Below are 19,560 nucleotides of genomic sequence, written 5' to 3' on the forward strand. Positions count from 1 at the left end.
GATTATGATTCAAGATTCGTCCCGGTTGCGCAACCGGTAGCCCAGGCTCATCAGGCTGTCGCCCAGATGTACATTTTCCACTGTGACATCGGGATATTCCACCGACATGTCATAATGGCTGAAGTTCCAGAATCCCTGGATTCCCAAGCGGACCAGTTCTCCCGAAAGTTCGGTGGCACTCTGACGCGGCACACACAGGACCGCCACCACCGGCTTGTTCTTGGCACAGAAAGATTCCAGCTCATCCAGTGCGTGAATGGGAACGCCGGCCATCTCCTTGCCGATCAGATCGGGGTTGATGTCGAACACCGCCAGAAGGCGATACCCGTTGGTATCACGGGAAATAAAACTGGAAACCGCAGTGCCCAGACGACCGGCACCGATCAGAATGGTGGGCAGGAGTTCGCCGTCCCCAAACAACAGCTTGCTGATCTCTGCCAGAAGTACATCCACCTTATACCCGATGCCCTGCTGTCCGAACCCGCCGAAACAGTTGAAGTCCTGCCGTACCTGGCTGGCGGTCGTGCCCATCATGCGGGCCAGCTCACTGGAAGAGATCTTGTCCCGGCCCTCCGCTGCCAGATTGTTCAGATAACGGTAATATTTTGGCAACCGTTTGATCACCGGCAGGGAGGCTTTGTTTTGTGTGGCCAATGTCATACGCCCCCTCATTGTTGTGGCACCACACTGTGCCCTGTCTATTCTATGGAAAAAGTATAATGTGTTTCCCTAAGATTGTCAAATTTTTATCTAACACTTACAAAACAAACCGCTGTGTATCGCAATAAAAAATATTTGCCCTCCGGTCTGGCTATACTGAAAACAGGCATCTGACCAAAGAAAGGGGAACTGCTTCATGAAAAAACAATCTGCGCAGTCGTCGGAGCCGGCGGAGCAGGCACGGCTGAAAAATGATCTCATTGCTGAATCCGGCCTGATCGAAACCACCCGGGGCCGCCACGCCATCCATTGCCTGACGGTCATTGGTACCATTGAGGGCCACACACTGGCACCTGATAACCAGAAAACCACCAAGTACGAGCATGTGATCCCGCTGCTGGTGGATATTCAGGAAGACCCATCCATAGAGGGTCTTCTGGTCATCCTGAACACGGTGGGAGGGGACGTGGAGGCAGGGCTGGCGCTGGCGGAACTTATTGCCGGGGTCAGCAAACCCAGTGCCACGCTGGTTCTGGGAGGCGGCCATTCCATCGGGATTCCGCTGGCAGTGTCGGCGCGGCACAGCTTTATTGTGCCCACCGCCACCATGACGGTGCATCCGGTCCGGCATTCTGGCATGGTGCTGGGGGTCCCGCAGACCCTGCGCTACTTCGAACAGATGCAGGAACGTATTGTGGGATTTGTGGCGGGGCACTCGGCCATTTCGGCCAAACGCTTTACCCAGCTCATGCACAATACCGGAGAACTGGTTATGGATATGGGCACAGTGCTCAACGGACAGCAGGCGGTGGAGGAGGGGCTGATCGACTCTCTGGGCGGGCTGGATGATGCCCTGCGCTACCTCTATAAAGAGATCGAATCCGGCCGCACACCAAAAGGCAGATACAGAAATCCCGAAACGTAAAATCTCTTGCGGGGGTTTTACAACCGCCCTGTTTCGTGCTAGAATAACCTATATGCTATAAGGGGCAGTTTGCCCCATTACATAGTCAACGGCATTCCACGCTCCTGCGTGGTGCCGCCGGTCGGTTCCGGCCGGGTGAAGGCTGAAAATACATAGAGGAGTATGGTAAGATGGCAAGTTCAAGGTCAGGCAAATCGACCTATCGTTCGTCCTCGTCCTCGCGCTCGTCCGGCTCGTCCAAAAGCAAAAGCGGATCCCGCAGCAAAAGCAACAAGGGCCGCTCTTCCGCTGCGGCGCACAAGCAGCCGTCGCGTCGGGCCCAGCGTCGGGCCGAAACCCAGAACCTTGGCCGCAGCGTGCTGCTGGCGGGGCTGGGGCTGCTGGTTATCGCGCTGGTGCTGGTCCGCGGACAGGATTTCTGGCTTCTGATGCGCAATGCACTGTTCGGTGTGTTCGGCATCATGACCTATATTCTCGGTCCCTTCTTGCTGTATCTGGCATACCTGGTGGCATCCGGGTACCGTGTGGGCGTTTTTGTGGCCAAGATGGTCCTGATGGGCGTGGTCGGCGCCAGTGTTCCGGTGGTGTTTTCCAAGTTTGCAGTTCATGAATCCACAGCGTGGGATATTATCAAGATGCTGTATAACTGGGGATATACCCGGTTCTGGTCCGGCGGCGTACTGGGCAGTGCGGGCGCGCTGTTGCTTTCTCTGCTCGGCCGTCCGGGGGCCAACATCGTTATGCTGCTGCTTTTTGCCATGGGACTGATGGTCTTCTTTGCGCTGACCCCGGCGGATGTGGTGCGCTTCATCAACCAGACCATGCAGAAGTACGAAGACACCCAGGCCGCCCGCCGCGCCGAGGCAACAGCCTACGATACGCAGTTGTTCGGCCAAAGTCCGGAAGAAGAACCGCTGGAAAATCTGACCGGTACGCTGCCGCGGCAGCCGCAGCCGGCACAGCATCCGGCATTTGATGTGGAGCCTTACCTGGAACAGGAGGAAAAAGCCCGCCAGAATGCTTCCGCACCGCAGGCGGCGCAGCAGCCTGCGGCCAAGACTCGTCCCGCCGCACCGCCGGTCTACCGGCCGGATTTTGATGTGGATCTGGGACCGGATGCATCCACTCGCGCGCTGGAAAATGCGGTCAATCATGATCCGCTGGAGAAAGTGGTTATCGGACCTGGCGGAACCTTCGGACTGGACCCGTTGGAGCAGCTGGGACGCAAAAAAACGCCGGCTCCCGCCAAGGCACCGATGCCCGAGCCGGAGCCGGAAGAAGATTTTGAACTTCATCTGGATGCCCAGGAGGAAGAACCGGAGGTGGTGCAGGCCAGTGAGAGTGAGCTGGATGCCCTGATCAGTCGGGCTATGAGCAGTCCGGCACCCCGCACGGCGGTGCATCAGGATGTTTCTTCCGAAGTGCACCTGGATTTGCCGGAACCGGAAGAATCCTTTGCCACAACGCTGGATCTTTCTCAGCCGCCGGTCCAGGCGCAGCAGCCGGCAGTACCGCCGCAGCCCAAGACTGCGGTGATCCCCACTCTGGGCGGCAGTTTTGATGATGACAACGTGCTGGTTGATCCGGCTACGGCAGCATGGAATGCCGGCATTCCTGTGTCGGATTTGCTGACCCAGAAGCAGGAGCCCGTGCCCATGACTGCCCAGCAGGCAGCGGTGGCATCGGTGTCGCTGCCAGCCAACCAGCCTGCACCTGTCGGACGCCTGCGAGTCAGCACGGAGGTCGGCAATTCGGCTTCGGCTCCCATTTCCAGTCCGGTCCCCATTACACAGACCCCGGAAGCCAAAGCGCTGGATCTGCTGCAGAAGGAGCATCAGCCTTACTGCTATCCCTCCTTAAATCTTTTCAATGCCAACCGTCCGGAGGATGAGAGCGGTGCGGTGCGGGAAATGAAACGCAACGCCGATGTTCTGGTCAATACGCTGGACAGCTTTGGCGTCAAGACCAAGATCCTGGACATCTGCCGCGGACCTTCGGTTACCCGGTACGAACTGCAGCCCCAGGCCGGCATCAAGGTCAGCCGCATCACCAGTCTGGCCGACGATATTGCCCTGAACCTGGCTACCGCCGGAGTTCGTATCGAAGCTCCCATCCCCGGAAAACCGGCTGTGGGCATCGAGGTGCCCAACAAGATCCGCACCACCGTCAACATCCGCAGCGTCTTCGAGGCACAGAACTATATCAATATGCGCAGCCCCCTGACCATGGCTCTGGGCAAGGATATTGCCGGTCAGGCCCAGGTGGCGGACCTGTGCAAGATGCCCCATCTGCTTATCGCCGGTTCTACCGGCAGTGGTAAGTCGGTGTGTGTCAACTCCATCATCATCAGTTTTTTGTTCCGTTCCGGGCCGGAGGATGTCAAGTTGATCCTCATTGACCCCAAGGTGGTGGAACTGGCCGAGTACAACGGCATTCCCCATCTGCTCATGCCGGTTGTCACCGAACCCCGCAAGGCAGCGGGGGCACTGGGAGCCTCGGTGGCGGAGATGGAACGCCGCTACAAGCTCTTTGCTGAAAACAACGTCCGCGATATCAAGAGTTACAACAAGCTTGCCAAACAGCATCCCGATATGGAGCATCTGCCCTATATCGCCATCATCATTGACGAGCTGGCCGACCTGATGATGGTGGCGGGCAAGGAAGTGGAAGATTATATCTGCCGCATTGCCCAGAAAGCCCGTGCTGCCGGTATCCACCTGATCGTGGCCACCCAGCGTCCCAGTGTGGACGTCATCACCGGCCTGATCAAGGCCAACATTCCCAGCCGCATCGCCTTTGCGGTTTCCAGCCAGATCGACTCCCGAACCATCCTGGACTCTGGCGGTGCGGAAAAACTGCTGGGCAACGGCGATATGCTTTTCCTGCCGGTGGGCGCGGCCAAGCCTGTCCGCGTGCAGGGCACCTATGTCACCGATGAGGAAATCAGCGCCGTGCTGAACTTCATCAAGTCCACCAGCTCCGAACAGTATGATGAAGAGATGATTGCTGAAATGGAACGCCGTGCCGTGGCCGAAAAGGGCGGCAAGGGAGCGGACTCCGACGACGGGGACAATACCCGTGATCCCATGTTCGAGCAGGCAGTGGAGTGCGTGATCGAAGCCGGACAGGCCTCCACCAGTCTGCTGCAGCGCCGCTGCAAGCTGGGGTATGCCCGGGCGGCACGCATCATGGACCAGATGGAACAGGAGGGCGTCATCGGACCTTACGAGGGCGCCAAACCCCGTGCTGTCCTGGTGACCCAGGCCCAGTGGCAGGAACGCAAACTCTCTGCCGGGTACGACAATGGCTAAGCGGGGCGGCGATGGCCGCACCCCGGAACTCACCACCCGCGCCGTGATAATCGGCGTGCTTTGTGCCGTGGCACTGGCGGTGGGGTCCTGGGCCATTGATACATATGGCGGACAAGGCATTTTGCCGGCCTGGTCCGAGCTTTATGAATTCTTCGGGATTGGTTCCGATTCTTATGTTTCCCAAACTCCGCAGGAAGGGCAGGCCGTCGTGACCTTCTGGGATGTGGGGCAGGGGGATTCCGTGCTCATCGCCTCCGGCGGCAGTTACTGCCTCATTGATGCCGGCACCCAGCAAAGTGCAGATACCCTGGTGGACGATCTGTGGGCCACCGGCGTGCAGAAACTGGATCTGGTGGTCATGACCCATCCTCATGCGGATCATATCGGCGGCATGGAAGATGTGCTGGAAAACTTTGAGGTGGGGACGCTGCTTCTGCCAGATCTTTCGGTAGCAGATACCGAAAGCGGGCTTCTTGCCCGGGTGCTTCAGGCTGCCCAGGACACCGGCACTCCCTGCGTGCAGGCTGAACAGGGATGGCAGCAGACTATCGGGGAGGGAACTCTTACCGTACTGTATGCCGGACTCATCCCGGAAGACGGGGAAGATGTGAACCTTAACGACATCTCGCTGTGCGTGCGCTATGAACTGGGAAAGTTTTCTTTCCTGTGTACCGGCGATGCCGAGGCGGACGCAGAGGAGGAACTTGTCCTGACGGCAGCTTTTGACCTTCCCTCCACCGTGTTCAAAGCGGGCCATCACGGGTCCAATACCTCCAATACCCAGACGCTGCTGTCTGTTGTGAACCCGCAGCTGGCTGTGGTCAGTTGCGGATTGAACAATGATTACGGCCATCCCCATCAGGAAGTGCTGGACCGATTTGCCCAGAACGGCGTGGAGGTCTGGCGCACCGACGAGCAGGGGACCATTGCTGTGACCGGAAATGCCGATGGGAGCTGGCAGGTGACTGCCTCTTCCGGTGCGGAAACAGAAGAACCTCTGGCGCCCGCTGCATAAGTCCTTTCCCAATCATTCCGGCCCTGTCCGCACTGGTTTGCGGGCGGGCCGCATTTTCGCCATACAGGCAAAGGAGAAACAAACCATGCTCATTTCACAGATGTTCAAACGCAAACCCTGTGTTTTTTCCATTGAATGCTTTCCCCCGAAACAGAGTGTCCGTTTTGAAAGCATGAAGGACGCCCTGCGCACCATGGAGACCCTGCATCCCGATTTCATCAGTGTCACATATGGTGCGGGCGGGTCTACCGGCGGCGTCTCCACCGTGGAGGTGGCCCGCTTCCTGAAAAACGAACTGGGTGTGGAGCCTCTGGCCCATATTCTGTGCATGGGCAGTGACCGGGCCAAGGCCGCCGCTCTGTTGGAGGAACTGGACGAAGCCGGCGTGCGCAACGTGCTGACCCTGCGGGGCGATCGGACCCCCGCCCGCCCCGAAAGCCCGGACTTCCACCACGCCAGTGATCTGGCCGCCTTTGTGTGGCAGACCAAGCCGGAGTTTGACATCCATGCAGCCTGCTACCCGGAAGGACATCCAGAGGCGCCCAGTCTGGCCGCCGACGTGGAGAATCTGCGTTATAAGCAGGAGGCAGGCGCATCCCATCTGCTGACCCAGCTTTTCTTTGATAACGGAAAATTCTACCGCTTCCTCAATCTGGCCCGTCGTGCCGGTGTTACGCTGCCTGTGTCGGCAGGGGTCATGCCCATCGTGCGCCGTTCCCAGATCGAGCGCACCGTGGCTTTGTCCAGTGCCAGTCTGCCTTCCGCCTTCACCCGGATGATTTCCCGCTGGCAGGATGATCCCGAATCTCTGCGCAAGGCTGGCATTGAGTATGCCGTCAACCAGATGCGGGACCTGATCGAAGGCGGCGCCGACGGTGTGCATCTGTACGCTATGAATGATCCCGAAGTGGCGGTGGCCGTGTACGAGGGCATCCGCGATCTGCTGTAAGAGGGCAGCGTAAAACAAGCCATGGAACTTGCCTACCATGCGGCGGACCGCCGCACCGTGCTGCGCTATCTGGGCGCCGCCGGCTGGACTCCCGATGAAGCCACGACCGGCCTGCTGGATGAAGCTGAAACACTTCTGCGGCACGCTGCCACGCCCCGGGGCGTGTGGCGCACTCTGCCGCCCCGGGCCCTGGACCTGCGGGATGCAGGTACCGATCTGGCCCGACATCTGCAGGGCTGCAGCGGCCTGGTGCTCATGGCCGTGACCATGGGCAGCGGGGCGGACGCCCTTATCCGCCGCCTGGAACTTTCGGATATTGCTCTTGGAGCGGCGGTGGACGCCACCGCTTCCGCGGCTATGGATGGCCTGTGTGATGATGTGGAGGCAGAGGCCCGCCGCTGGGCCAGGAGCCAGGGCCTGTGGCTTACCGGGCGGTATTCGCCCGGGTACGGCGACTGCCCGCTGACCTTGCAGCATGATCTTTGTCTGGCACTGGACACGGTGCGGGGGCTGGGGCTGGCGGTCACGCCCCAGCATCTGCTGACTCCGCGCAAGAGCGTGACGGCCATTCTGGGGACCGCTGACCACCCGGTCACCGGTGCCCGGGCCGGATGCGGCCATTGTCTGCTGCGCGAAACCTGTGCTTATCGAAAGAGGGGAATGACCTGTGACGATTGAGGAAATTTTTGCCCGCCGCCGCTTTGTATTTCTGGATGGCGGTCTTGGCACCCAATTGCAGAAGCGGGGCCTGCAGCCCGGTCAGAAGCCGGAACTGGCGGCCTTTCTGATGCCCGATACCCTGGAGGAAATCCACCGGGAATACGCCGCCGCAGGGGCTGACATCCTGTATGCCAACACTTTCGGCGCCAATGAACAAAAGTTGGCAGGTACGGGCTATACCGCTGCCCAGACCATTGAAGCATCCATTGCCTGTGCCCGTCGGGCCGCCCAGCCTTACGGGGCTCTGGTGGCGTTGGACATCGGACCTTTGGGGGAACTTTTGGCCCCCACCGGCACCCTTTCTTTTCAGGATGCCTGCGCCCGATTTGCGCAGATTGTGCAGGCGGGGGTGCAGGCCGGAGCGGACCTCATCGTCATTGAGACCATGACCGATCTGTATGAGCTGAAAGCCGCCGTTCTGGCCGCCAAAGAAAACAGCACCCTGCCGGTGCTGGCCTCCATGAGCTTTGAAAGCCGGGGCCGTACCTTTACCGGCTGCACGGTGGAAAGCTTCGGCATTACGGCGGCGGGCCTGGGCGTGGATGCCGTGGGTATCAACTGCTCTCTCGGCCCGGACGAAATCCTGCCCTTCGCCAAACGGCTGTGCCGGGTGGTGCCTGCGGGTATGCCGGTATTCGTCAAGCCCAATGCAGGTCTGCCCAACCCGGATGGCAGCTATGATTTGACCGCCGACGGCTTTGTGGAGCAGATGCTGCCCTATGCGGCGTCGGGCATTTCCATGGTGGGCGGCTGCTGCGGTACCACCCCCGAATATATCCGGGAACTCCGCGCCGCCTTTGCGGAGCTGACCCTGGCTCAGAAGATCCCCGTGCGCCGCAGCCGTCTGTGCACCCCCGTGCGCTGCGTGGAGGTGGAAGGCATCACCGTGGTGGGCGAGCGCATCAACCCCACAGGCAAAAAGCGGCTGCAGCAGGCTTTGCGGGAAGGGGACAGCGGCTATGCCTGTGCCCAGGCTGTGGCCCAGGCGGAAGCCGGTGCCCAGGTGCTGGATGTGAATGCCGGCTTGCCCGGTATTGATGAGGCCGCCACCCTGGAAATGCTGGTGCGTGAGCTGCAGGCTGTCACCGACCTGCCTTTGCAGCTGGATTCCAACGACCCTTCCGCCCTGGAACGGGCCCTGCGCATCTACAACGGCAAACCCATCGTCAACTCGGTCAACGGGGAGGAAAAGTCCCTGAAAGCCATTTTGCCCCTGTGCAAAAAGTACGGTGCTGCTGTGGTAGGGCTGTGCCTGGATGAGAACGGCATCCCCAAGACGGCGGAAGGTCGGTTTGCAGTGGCCCAAAAGATCGTGGCGGCCACAGATGCCGTCGGGATCCCCCGGGAAGATGTATATATCGACTGCCTGACCCTCACCGTCTCCGCCGAGCAGGCCTCCGCTGCAGAGACCCTCAAGGCTATGGAACTGTGCAAGCGGGAACTGGGAGTGCGCACCGTACTGGGCGTGTCCAACATCAGTTTCGGTTTGCCCTGCCGTGGGTATATGAACACCACCTTCCTGACCCTGGCCATGCAGGCCGGACTGGATCTGGCCATCATGAACCCCAACACGCCGGAGATGATGGCTGCTGTGCGGGCCTTCCGGGTGCTCACCGTCCAGGATGCCCAGTGTGCCGATTATGTCCAGGCCTATGCCGGACAGCAGACCCAGACTGTACAGACCGTGAAGGCGACTCCCGCTGCCGCAACACCGGCGGCGTCTGAAACTTCCGGCAATGAGGACCCGCTGGCTGATGCCGTACGCCGCGGACTCAAGAAGGAAGCCCGGACGGCGGCCGAACAGGCCCTGCTGAGCCGGGAACCTCTGGACGTGGTAAATCTGTCCCTGATTCCGGCTTTGGACACGGTGGGGGACGGTTTTGAAAAAGGTACTTTGTTCCTGCCTCAGCTGCTGCAGGCAGCTACTGCCGCTCAGGCAGCCTTTGATGTCATCAAGACGGCCATTGCCAACAGCGGGCAGCAGAGCGTCAGCAAGGGCAAGATCGTGTTGGCTACCGTCAAGGGAGATATCCACGATATCGGTAAGAATATTGTGCGTGTGGTGCTGGAAAACTACGGTTACGAAGTCACCGACCTTGGCCGGGATGTGGACCCCATGCGGGTGGTCCAGGCCGTGCGGGAAACCGGTGCGCCGCTGGTGGGGCTTTCGGCTCTGATGACCACCACCGTGCCCAGCATGCAGGCCACCATTGAGGAGCTGCACAAGGCAAACCTGCCCTGCAAGGTCATGGTAGGCGGCGCGGTGCTCACACCCTCCTTTGCCGAGCAGATCGGGGCGGATTTCTACGCCAGGGACGCCAAGGCCAGCGCCGACTATGCCAAACAGCTGTTTGAGGCGCTGTGAACTTCTGCCGGTGAAATGGGGCAGGAGAGCGGGAACCTCTTGCATTCGACGCACAAATCATGTATAATAACAAAAGCGGACAGGGCACTTTGCGCTGTTTTGCATACGGATGTGGGCCCCGTGCGCGGGGACCGCGTGAACCATGTCAGGCGGGGAACCGAGCAGCATTAAGCGTTGGCGCCCCGGTGCTGCGGCAAGCCTGCATCCGTATGCAAAACAGCACAACCGCGGGGCACACCCGCGCGGCCCTGTCCGTTTTGTGTTATGGTCATGGCCGTGCATGGCGGTTGTGCCGTTCTTCTCTATTTTGACAAAGGCAGGTGTTTGGCATGTATCGCGCGTTGTACCGCAAGTGGCGTCCCCGCCGTTTTGCCGATGTGGTCGGCCAGCAGGCCATTGTGACTGCGCTGCAGAACCAGATCGCAGCCGGACGTATCGGCCATGCCTACCTGTTCACCGGCACCCGCGGCACCGGCAAGACCACCTGTGCCAAGATTTTTGCCAAGGCGGTCAACTGCCTGGATACCTCCAGCCCGGAGCCCTGCGGCGAATGCGCTGTATGCAAGGGTGTGGACGACGGCAGTGTGCTGGATATTTCGGAGATCGACGCGGCCTCCAACAACAGCGTGGATGATATCCGTGACCTGCGGGATGAGACCGCCTACCTGCCTGCCATGTGCAAGTACAAGGTCTATATCATCGACGAGGTGCACATGCTGTCTACCTCTGCCTTCAATGCGCTGCTCAAGACCATGGAGGAACCGCCGGAGCATGTGATCTTCATTCTGGCCACCACCGAGGTGCAGAAGGTTCCGGCCACCATCCTGTCCCGCTGCCAGCGGTACGACTTCCAGCGCATCACGGCCGCTGATATTGCGGGCCGCCTTTTGTATGTGGCCGGGGAGGAAAAGATCGAACTGGACCCCGGCGCCGCCGAACTCATCGGCCGTCTGGCGGACGGCGCCATGCGTGATGCGCTCTCCATTCTGGATACCTGCGCCGGCGTGTCCAACACGGTGGATGAGGCTCTTGTCCGCCGTATGGCCGGCGTTACCGACCGGCAATATCTGTTTGAAATCAGCGATGCCATCGCCAAAGGTGATTCAGTGACCGCTTTGCAGGAGATTGCCCAGCTGCGTCAGCAGTCGGTGGATATGCGCCGGCTGTGCATGGAACTGGCCGGACACTATCGTAACCTGATGCTGTGCGCTCTGCCCGGGGGTGAAAAGCTGCTTACCGGTACTTCCCCGGAAGAAGAAGCTGCCTACACAGCCCGCAAGGATTTTCCCCAGCGGGATGCGGTGCGGGCCATCAACGCTTTCGGCTCTGCACTGGAAAAAATGGCCCGGGGCACCGATCAGCGCATTGAACTGGAACTGGCGGTCTTTTCCCTGACCCAGCCGGACGCTGCGCCGGTACAGCCAACGGTTACTGCTGCTGTGGTGCCTGCTGCGCCCCAGCCCTTTGCGGCAGCCCAGCCGGCTCCGTCTTACGCGATGCCGCCGGTAGTCCAAAATACCCAACCCCAGCAAAGCCATCCGGTACCGCCGGTGGTGCAGCCAAGTGCTCCGCCGGTCCAAACCGAAGTTCCGCCGGTGGAGGAAGGTGAGCCTGCTTTTCTGCAGCCAGAACTGCCGCCGCTGGATCCCCAGCCTCAGCCGGTACCGGCCCAGACGGCAGTTTCGGCCCCCAAAAAGTCCCGGCCCAGGCCCTCTGTGCCCGCCGGCCCCATCCAGCCCTTTCCACAATGGTCGGCAGTGCTGGAACTCATGTCTGAAAATGATCCGCTGCTCAATTCTTTCCTGCAGGGGACCCGCGCTTACTGTGATGGACGGCGGGTGCTCTTTGAATGCAGTGATGCATTCCGGGATTATATCCGCAAAAACAAGGAAGCTTCCAAACAGATCAAAGAATTGATTTATCAGGTTACGCACCAGAGCTATTCCATCGGTCCTTATGAAAAACCACAGACAGAGGACGATGGACAGCCGAAGGTCTCTGTGGATGATACCATCCGTCAGATGCAGGCCCTGGGCGTGGATGTGCAGGTAGAAGAAAAGTGATCCCCGGCAGGAATGCCGTCAGCCCTAACCGGCAAAGATAAACAACAAAGGAGATATTTCCATGAAAGCAAGACTTCCCAAAGGCTACGGCCGTCCCGACCCCCAGGCCATGATGCGCCAGGTCCAGAAAATGCAGGATGACATCCGTGCCAAGCAGGCCGAACTCGAAGCCCGTGAGTATATCGGCAGCGCCAGCGGCGAAATGGTCACTGTGACCATGACCGGCAAACATGAGGTCACTGCCGTCAAGATCAAGCCGGAGGCCGTGGACCCGGATGATATCGAGATGCTGGAAGACCTGATCGCCGCGGCTGTCAACAGTGCAGTCGCTGCGGTGGATAAGGATTCGGAAGAAGAAATGTCCAAGATGACCGGTGGCATGAATATCCCCGGCCTGGGCTGAGAGGTACGCCATGCCGCAAAACGCTGAACCGCTGGAAAACCTGATCGATCAGTTTTCCCGCTTTCCCGGCGTAGGGCGCAAGGGTGCCACCCGCATGGCCTATGAGGTCATGGGGATGTCCAATGAGCAGGCCATGGAACTGGCCAAAGCCATCGAGGCTGCCAAGACCCGCCTGCATCGCTGCCGCCTTTGTCAGGACTATACCTCCGGCGAGGTCTGCCCCATCTGTGCATCGCCCAAGCGGGATCGTTCCATCATCTGTGTGGTGGAAGCGCCCCGGGATATCAAGGCCATTGAGCGTACCCACGAGTATAAGGGATTGTACCACGTCCTGCACGGTTTGATCTCGCCCATGGATGGCATCGGTGCGGACCAGCTGTGTGTCAAGGAACTGCTGGCCCGTCTGGATGACCAGGTCAAGGAAGTCATCATGGCCACCAGCCCCACAGTGGAAGGGGAAGCCACGGCCATGTATCTGGCAAAGCTCATCAAGCCATTGGGCATTAAAACGACCCGTCTGGCTTATGGCCTGCCGGTGGGGTCAAGCCTGGAATATGCGGACGAGACTACGCTGTATCGTGCCATGGAAGGCCGCGGCGAACTGTAATCCGCTTGACAAAGAGACTGGCCCGCAGTATAATTTTACAATCCGGCGTCCAAAAGCAAAGGAGGTGACGCGCTTGGCTAAGGATCAGACGTCCAAAAAAATCATTGCGCAGAACCGCGAAGCGCGCCATGAATACTTTGTGATGGAAGCCCTGGAAACCGGTATTGAACTGGTGGGCACCGAAGTGAAAAGCCTGCGTGCCGGCGGCGTCAACCTGAAAGATGCCTGGGCGGATATCGACAATGGGGAGATCATCCTAAAAGGAATGCATATCAGCCCTTATGAACAGGGGAGCATCTTCAACCGGGATCCGGTTCGTCCCCGGCGTCTGTTGGCTCATAAGACAGAGATTCGCCGTCTGGCCCAGCAGATCAAGCTGCAAGGATACACATTGGTTCCGCTTTCCCTTTACTTTAAGCATGGCCGTGTCAAGGTAGAGCTGGGACTCTGCAAGGGCAAAAAGCTGTACGATAAGCGTGCGTCGGCCGCCGCACGGGATGCCAAGCGCGATATTGACCGCGCGCTGAAGCAGCACTGACAAAAAGGTCAAAAAGGCTGAAACGCCTGTTCCTTTCGGCAACCAATCGCCAATTGCGGCGCCCTGCGCCGCTTGATAGGGGGATGCAATGGTTTCGACGGGGGGAGAGGGGCGTGAGCAGCGGGCCGTGGCGGTGCACCACGATAAAAGCGCCAAACTAAATTAACTGACAACAACAACACTGTTGCCGTCGCTGCCTAATTAGGCGCGACCGTCCCGCCCGTCTCAGCACCGAACGGGGCCGGGGCGTCGATTAGGTGCTGAACATGCACGGGCCTAAGCTTTGCAGCCCGTCAGGTATTCATGAAGCTACCAAGGTGTAAAGCGCGTGTGTTCGCTCGCACCGCGGGAATTTCAATAAGCACTCTGCGCCCGGAGATACTCTAACCGCTTTCTTTTCGGACAGGGGTTCGATTCCCCTCATCTCCACCATAAAAAGCGCCATAGAATCGCAAGATTCTATGGCGCTTTTTTGTCTGTGCGGTATTTAACACGGAAGGGGGAATGTTCGCGTTTTTGGCCCCGGACTTACGTCAGGGTTACCGAAAAATAGATGATAAGGGACGAACTCCAGAATCCGGCGACTGTCAGACATAACCCCGTCAAAGAACGGCGGCGGACGGAACAGGGGAGATCTTTCCATGAAGCCCCGCAGCGTCCGGAAAAAAGTGCCACTGCAGGCAGAATTGCCAGCGAACTGGCAAAGATGCAGAACGCGGGAATAAGGCACCCGATCCAAGCCAGAATCAATCCGACCCAGGAAAGCAGCTTCGCAGCGGGATAGACACGACGTTCCGGTGCCTTGGGAGAGGCTTCATTGTAATTGGTGTGGACAGGAAAAAATTGTATGCCGGACACAGCAAAGGCATCCCGCCTCAATGCAGGGTCCGGCACATGACCGGGCTCCGCTTTCGGAAGCATCCCGCGGCTGAACCATAATTTGCCCGTGAATACGCCAAGAATGGGCCCCAGAACCCAGGGCAGCAGAATGATCACCACATCCCTGGTCAGCACACCTACGGCCAGGATCATGGCTGTGGGAACGACAACCAGCAGGCAGGAATAGAGCGTCAGAAGAGAGCGTTTGATCTGCATGAATCTCACTCCATTTCTTCCAGACGGTCCAGGGCTTCGGATAGTTCCTTACGAGCCTTTTCAATGGCGCGGCGATCCTGGTGGGAAAGAACCTGCTCAAACCATGTCATCAGGCGGTCCACTTCCTGGCGGACAGCTCCATGGGTTTCCTGATACAGTTGTTCGCCGCGAAACAGCAGCAGGCGGTTGGGTTCCTCTTCCCGCGGCGGAATTTTCAGGTACTGCAGTTTTTTCAGGCGTTCCTGTGCTTCCTCGTCGGTCAGCACCCGACTGCCGTTCTGGATGATGCGGCGGTGCTTCTGGCCGGTGGAATTGACCAGGACCTCCACCTCCAGCAGAGAATTCACATCGTATGTGAAGGTGATATCCACAGATTCCGCTCCGGCTCTGTTGGGCGGTACGGGAATGCTCAGTTCACCAAGCTGCAGATTGTCCCGGGCCATGCGGCTCTCTCCCTGCAGCACCACAATGCGCACCTCGGTCTGCTGGTCGTGCACGGTGTAGAATCGTTCCGTGCGGCTGACCGGAATCACGGTATTCCGTTCGATGATCGGCGCAAAATGGCCGTCTTCCCGGAAAACACCGTTCGTGGCGGATACTTCCACACCCAGGCTGAAGGGGCAGACGTCTGTCAGGATGACCTCCCGCAGTTCTTCTTTGCGCTCCTTGATGCCGGCAGCCAAAGCAGCCCCCATGGCGATTGCCTGATCCGGGTCTACGCCTGCACGGGGATCGCGGCCGAAGAAATTTTTACAGAAACCACGGACAATCGGACTTTTGGAGGCGCCGCCCACCAGCAGAATATCATCAATCTCTGATACGGAAAGGCCGGCATCCCGCAGGCTGCGCTCCACCGGTTTGCGGATGCGTTCAAGCAGCGGACGACAGGTGGTTTCGTACTCGCCCCGGCTGATACCGGTTGAATAGGTCTTCCCGTTCACGTCACAGCTGACAACAGCCAACAACCCTTCCGAAAGAGCCAGTTTTCCCCATTCGGCCTGCCGCCGTACCCGAAAAGCATCGGCGGGGGAGAGGCTGGCAAGGTCCAGGTTGGTCTTTTGGGCGAACAGTTCCAGCATAGCCTGGGTAAAGTCTTCTCCGCCCAAAAAGTTATCCCCGGCTATGGCATGTACCTCGATGATGTTCTGGAACAGTTCCAGAATGGAAACGTCCAGGGTACCTCCGCCCAGATCAAAAACCAGATAACGGCCGTCTTTTCCCCGTTCGCAGATTCCATAAGCCATGGCGGCGGCGGTAGGCTCGTTGACGATACGTTCCACCCGAAGCCCTGCCAATTGTCCGGCCTGCCGGGTTGCGCGGCGCTGCTGCTCATTGAAGTAGGCGGGAACACTGATGACAGCCTCTTCCACAGGCTGGCCCAGATATGTTTCGGCATCTTCTTTCAGGCTTCGCAGAATCAGACTGGAAAGTTCTTCCGGCCGGAAAGTCCGACCACCCAGTTTGTATTCCTTGGCAGTACCCATGCTGCGCTTGAATACCGAGGCGGTGTCAAAAGGATACAAGCCTTCTCTGGCCAGAGCGGTACGGCCAACGTATACGGTCCCATCCTGTGCATCCACACTGACCACAGAGGGGGTCAGAAATTCGCCCAGACGGTTGGGGATCAGACGGGCCTTTTGGCCGTCCACCCAGGCAACCAGACTGTTGGTGGTACCCAAATCAATTCCAACGATCATGTTTTACGTCCAATCTTCTTTCTGATGCGTTTATAGAAAACAGTGAAGTCCAGCTCGTCCGGGAAACGCTGCATGGAGTCCTGGCAAAGCTGGGCAGCCTGTTCAAATTTGCCGTCCAATTCCAGCAGAATGACCCGCAGCCCGATGGCGTCCTTGCAGACTGGGCAGGAACACTGGCTGCAAAGCGGCGAGCGTTCCGCTTCCTCCAGGGCAGCCGCAGCCTGTTTGTACTCACCGCGGCAAATCAGGAAAGCCGCCTGACGGGTGTAGTACATGGCCTTGTTATACAGGCTTCGATTCTTTTCCAGACAGACAAGACCGCGGGTTGCTGCTTCGGCAGCGCCTTTCCGGTCTCCGGAAAAGAAGAGACAGCGCGCAAGACGATCCCACAGATGGTCCTTTTCCGGGGACTCGGCACACAACACTGCGAAGATTTCAGCACCCTGCCGGTAGCGTTCCAGGGAAAGGTAAAGGTTTCCCAGATTTGCTTTACATTCCCGGTTGGTATCGGCGCCGCGGCGCAGATCGTGCAGGGCGCTTCCCATGCGGCCCATTTGCTGAAGCACGGCGGCCTCTTCCTGCCAATAGGACTCTTCTGCGGGGGCGGCCAGTGTCTGCCAAAGATGGAGCACCTGCAGGGCCCGCTGCGGGTCACCGGCCTGGGCCCAGGTCTGTGCCTGCAGGCACAGGTCATTATAGATGTATTCCTGCTTGATATTGGGTTCCAGGGCCTCCACCGCTTCCGGATAGCGACCGGCGCGGCGCAGGGTGATGGCCAGCCGCCGGCGCAGCCAGATGCGATCCTCCTGCCTTGGGATGGACAGTGTCAAAGCCTGCCGAAATCGCTTTTCCGCTTCGTCCAGACGATTCTGCACCAGGTACAACTCAGCCAGATTTCCCAGGTAGGCGGCACACTGCGGAGAGGCCCGTACAGCATGCTGCAGCTGCTCTTCGGCTTCCGCGTACTGTTCCAGTTCCTGCAGACAAATTCCCAGCAGGTTATGCAGGATGGCGCCTTCTCGGATGCTCAACTGTGTTTTATAGGCTTGCGCAGCCCCGGCAAAATCACGAAGGCGGAATTGCAGCAGCCGACCCAATGTTTCAAATGCGGTGGGATGGGTGGGGTACAGCTGGCACAGTTCCCGGCAGGTATCCACGGCGGCCGGAATGTTGTTGCTTTCCCGGAGGATATCCACCTTCATATCCAGCAGGCTGACACTTCCCGGGTCGTGGCGCAGGCCTTCGTCCACAAGACGGAGCTTTTCCTGGGCATCCAGCGCTTTGTATTGCAAGGCGACCAGGCGGAAAAAGACCTCCCCGGCAAAGTCCGGCGGATTTTCCCCGCGGCAGGCAGGCAGAAGCGCCTTGTAGTGTTCCAGCGCTTCCTCGTTTCGGCGCTCGTGTCCGGCCCACTGTGCCAGACAGTACTCCAGCATGGGATCTTTGATATCGGCGGCCGCCAGCTGATCCAGCAGTTCCTTGGCTTCTTTCCATTGTCCGGCCATCATCAGGATACGGCATTGATAGAGCAGACAGGCCGCATCCCGACCGCCGATTCGGGCCATGGCATCATTGAAGGCATTGAAGGATGCCTGCAGTTGGTGCATCTGGAACAGGATTTCGCCGCACAGATAAGAGGCGGCGGGGTCGGAAGGCGCTTCTTTCTGATATTGCTGTATGGACTGCAATGCCTCCTGCAGCCGGGAATCCTGCAGCAAAAACTGGGCCCGAATCCTGCGGCTTTCTGTGATACCGGGCCATTGATCGGCAATCTGTTCGAGCATGGCCAGGGATTTTTCCTTGTCGCCAAGAGAGTGATAGACGCATGCCTGCAGGTGGAGTGCTTCCGGAAGTCTCGGCCGTTCAGGGGAGTCGTGTTCCCGAAGTGCACTTTCCCAGGCGCGCAGATGCACCAGGGCGGCGTCCCATTCCCGGCGGTTTAGTTTGATTTTTGCAGAAAGATTCTCATAATCTGCAGTTCCGGCCATTTCTGCCGGCAGGCTGGACAAGATGGCATCAGCCTTGTCTTCCTGCCCCATCTGATGGCAGGTCCAGGCCAGTTCCATGCTGTTTTCCGTGTCTTCGGGGCAGGCCTGATACCGTGCATCCAGCTGGGGCAGTAACTTCGTATTGAGTTGTATCAGGGCCTGATACACCAGGCGATTATAGGGCAGATCCCGCAGCAGGTCCAGGCAAGCGGTTTTGGCTTCCCGTAAGCGTCCGGCTTGTTCCAGACAGCCGATGAGATCATACCGTGCCTGGGCCAGATCGGGGGCAATTTCCAAGATCTGACCCAAATCCTGTTCTGCCCGGGTGTAATCCTGACGGCGGATGGATAGCTGGGCGTGCAGCAGAAGGGCCTGGGGATCCCGGGGCGTCTGTTCCAGAACTTCCTTCAGCTGCTGTTCCGCATCCTCGAATTTTTCAAAAAAGTAGGAGATCCGGGCGCGGCACAAACCGGTACAAGGGTGCCGGACACCGGTGGCTTCCATTCGCGACAAAAATGTTTTGGCCTGCTCCATGTCGAGGGAGCTGGTGGCACGCAGACACTGGGAACAGGCGCGCAGATATTCATCGCAGGCTGTTCCGTCGCCGCCATCCAGCAAGGAAAAATCAATCTGATCCCCATGCTTTATACCGGGCAGGATAATGTTATCGACAAATGCCGGCGGAAACAGGCCGCGCAATTCTTCCGCGCTCTGCTGCAGGCCGAAATGTTCATCCAGCAGGACCCATACCGGATGAGGAAGCAGATAGTGATTTGCCAGATACCCCAACAGGCGGTCGCGGGCCTGAATGCGGTTGGCGGGGCGGGCACAAAAGTCCTCTTCCAGCAGGCGGGTCCATTCGGCCGGACTGCAGCGGCGATGAATATCCTGGTAAATCTCATTTGCATCGGCAATCCAGCGGTCGGCCTCGCTGCCGCCGGATGCATCCGCTGCGGCGGCCTGTTTGGCCAGGGACAGGGCCTGCTCATAGGCGGCACGCAGCTGTTTGAACTCTTCGGGATGATCTTCCGGGTTGGCGCCGGAAAGTTTGGCGTGGTAGGCGGCCGTAATGGCGGTGCGATCAGCCGTGGCATCGATTCCAAGAATGTTCCAGATATTCATACAATCACCTCTCATTGCCGGAAAGCGAAACAGGCGAAAATACGATGATGTGCGGACAGGTGTGGTTAATTCTTATTATAACATAGAAAAGCCGCTGCCAAA

The 19,560-nt window shown here is 58.9% G+C and carries 14 protein-coding genes and 2 other RNA genes; 12 read left to right on the forward strand and 4 right to left on the reverse strand.

Translation table 11 applies throughout. The features are described 5' to 3' along the window. Window positions 1-9: 9 nt before the first annotated feature. Window positions 10-660, reverse strand: coding sequence for a redox-sensing transcriptional repressor Rex (locus AC127K_RS13330; RefSeq protein ID WP_483720944.1), 651 nt, complete (start codon window positions 658-660; stop codon window positions 10-12). Between the two features lie 196 nt (window positions 661-856). Between AC127K_RS13330 and AC127K_RS13335 the strand changes: the two genes are divergently transcribed. The 12 genes from AC127K_RS13335 (at window position 857) to ssrA (ending at window position 13,988) form a co-directional block, all read left to right on the forward strand. Beyond that, a complete protein-coding gene (locus AC127K_RS13335) occupies window positions 857-1,585 on the forward strand; it encodes a ClpP family protease (RefSeq protein WP_294540831.1) in 729 nt (242 codons plus the stop codon). Between the two features lie 170 nt (window positions 1,586-1,755). After that, window positions 1,756-4,896, forward strand: coding sequence for a DNA translocase FtsK (locus AC127K_RS13340; RefSeq protein WP_483720945.1), 3,141 nt, complete (start codon window positions 1,756-1,758; stop codon window positions 4,894-4,896). Beyond that, a complete protein-coding gene (locus AC127K_RS13345) occupies window positions 4,889-5,911 on the forward strand; it encodes a ComEC/Rec2 family competence protein (protein WP_483720946.1) in 1,023 nt (340 codons plus the stop codon). Before AC127K_RS13340 ends, AC127K_RS13345 begins: the two co-directional genes overlap by 8 nt. A gap of 85 nt (window positions 5,912-5,996) precedes the next feature. Further along, window positions 5,997-6,860, forward strand: coding sequence for a methylenetetrahydrofolate reductase (locus AC127K_RS13350; RefSeq protein WP_294540825.1), 864 nt, complete (start codon window positions 5,997-5,999; stop codon window positions 6,858-6,860). Between the two features lie 21 nt (window positions 6,861-6,881). Continuing rightward, the gene (locus tag AC127K_RS13355) at window positions 6,882-7,538 is read left to right on the forward strand and encodes a methionine synthase (RefSeq protein ID WP_483720947.1); all 657 of its coding nucleotides are present in this window, start codon (window positions 6,882-6,884) and stop codon (window positions 7,536-7,538) included. Further along, entirely contained in the window at window positions 7,528-9,945 is a 2,418-nt protein-coding gene (locus AC127K_RS13360) for a homocysteine S-methyltransferase family protein (RefSeq protein WP_483720948.1), read from the forward strand. Before AC127K_RS13355 ends, AC127K_RS13360 begins: the two co-directional genes overlap by 11 nt. Before the next feature lie 109 nt (window positions 9,946-10,054). Then, window positions 10,055-10,153, forward strand: an RNA gene (gene ffs, locus AC127K_RS13365) — signal recognition particle sRNA small type. Between the two features lie 121 nt (window positions 10,154-10,274). Further along, window positions 10,275-12,008, forward strand: coding sequence for a DNA polymerase III subunit gamma/tau (dnaX, locus tag AC127K_RS13370; RefSeq protein ID WP_483720949.1), 1,734 nt, complete (start codon window positions 10,275-10,277; stop codon window positions 12,006-12,008). A gap of 61 nt (window positions 12,009-12,069) precedes the next feature. Further along, entirely contained in the window at window positions 12,070-12,411 is a 342-nt protein-coding gene (locus AC127K_RS13375; RefSeq protein WP_483720950.1) for a YbaB/EbfC family nucleoid-associated protein, read from the forward strand. Between the two features lie 10 nt (window positions 12,412-12,421). Next, window positions 12,422-13,018 (forward strand): recombination mediator RecR, encoded by a 597-nt coding sequence (gene recR, locus AC127K_RS13380; RefSeq protein ID WP_483720951.1) that lies wholly within the window; start codon window positions 12,422-12,424, stop codon window positions 13,016-13,018. A gap of 73 nt (window positions 13,019-13,091) precedes the next feature. Further along, window positions 13,092-13,556 (forward strand): SsrA-binding protein SmpB, encoded by a 465-nt coding sequence (gene smpB, locus AC127K_RS13385; protein WP_294542877.1) that lies wholly within the window; start codon window positions 13,092-13,094, stop codon window positions 13,554-13,556. A gap of 79 nt (window positions 13,557-13,635) precedes the next feature. Then, window positions 13,636-13,988: a transfer-messenger RNA gene (gene ssrA / locus AC127K_RS13390) on the forward strand. A gap of 96 nt (window positions 13,989-14,084) precedes the next feature. Here the strand turns inward: ssrA and AC127K_RS13395 are convergent. The 3 genes from AC127K_RS13395 to AC127K_RS13405 are packed head-to-tail and all read right to left on the reverse strand — an operon-like array spanning window position 14,085 to window position 19,458. Continuing rightward, the gene (locus AC127K_RS13395; protein WP_483720952.1) at window positions 14,085-14,651 is read right to left on the reverse strand and encodes a hypothetical protein; all 567 of its coding nucleotides are present in this window, start codon (window positions 14,649-14,651) and stop codon (window positions 14,085-14,087) included. Between the two features lie 5 nt (window positions 14,652-14,656). After that, window positions 14,657-16,348 (reverse strand): Hsp70 family protein, encoded by a 1,692-nt coding sequence (locus AC127K_RS13400; protein ID WP_483720953.1) that lies wholly within the window; start codon window positions 16,346-16,348, stop codon window positions 14,657-14,659. Further along, a complete protein-coding gene (locus AC127K_RS13405) occupies window positions 16,345-19,458 on the reverse strand; it encodes a tetratricopeptide repeat protein (RefSeq protein ID WP_483720954.1) in 3,114 nt (1,037 codons plus the stop codon). The genes AC127K_RS13400 and AC127K_RS13405 overlap by 4 nt, the downstream gene beginning before the upstream one ends. Window positions 19,459-19,560 lie beyond the last annotated feature (102 nt).

The organism is Subdoligranulum sp. DSM 23681 (genome assembly GCF_057005535.1).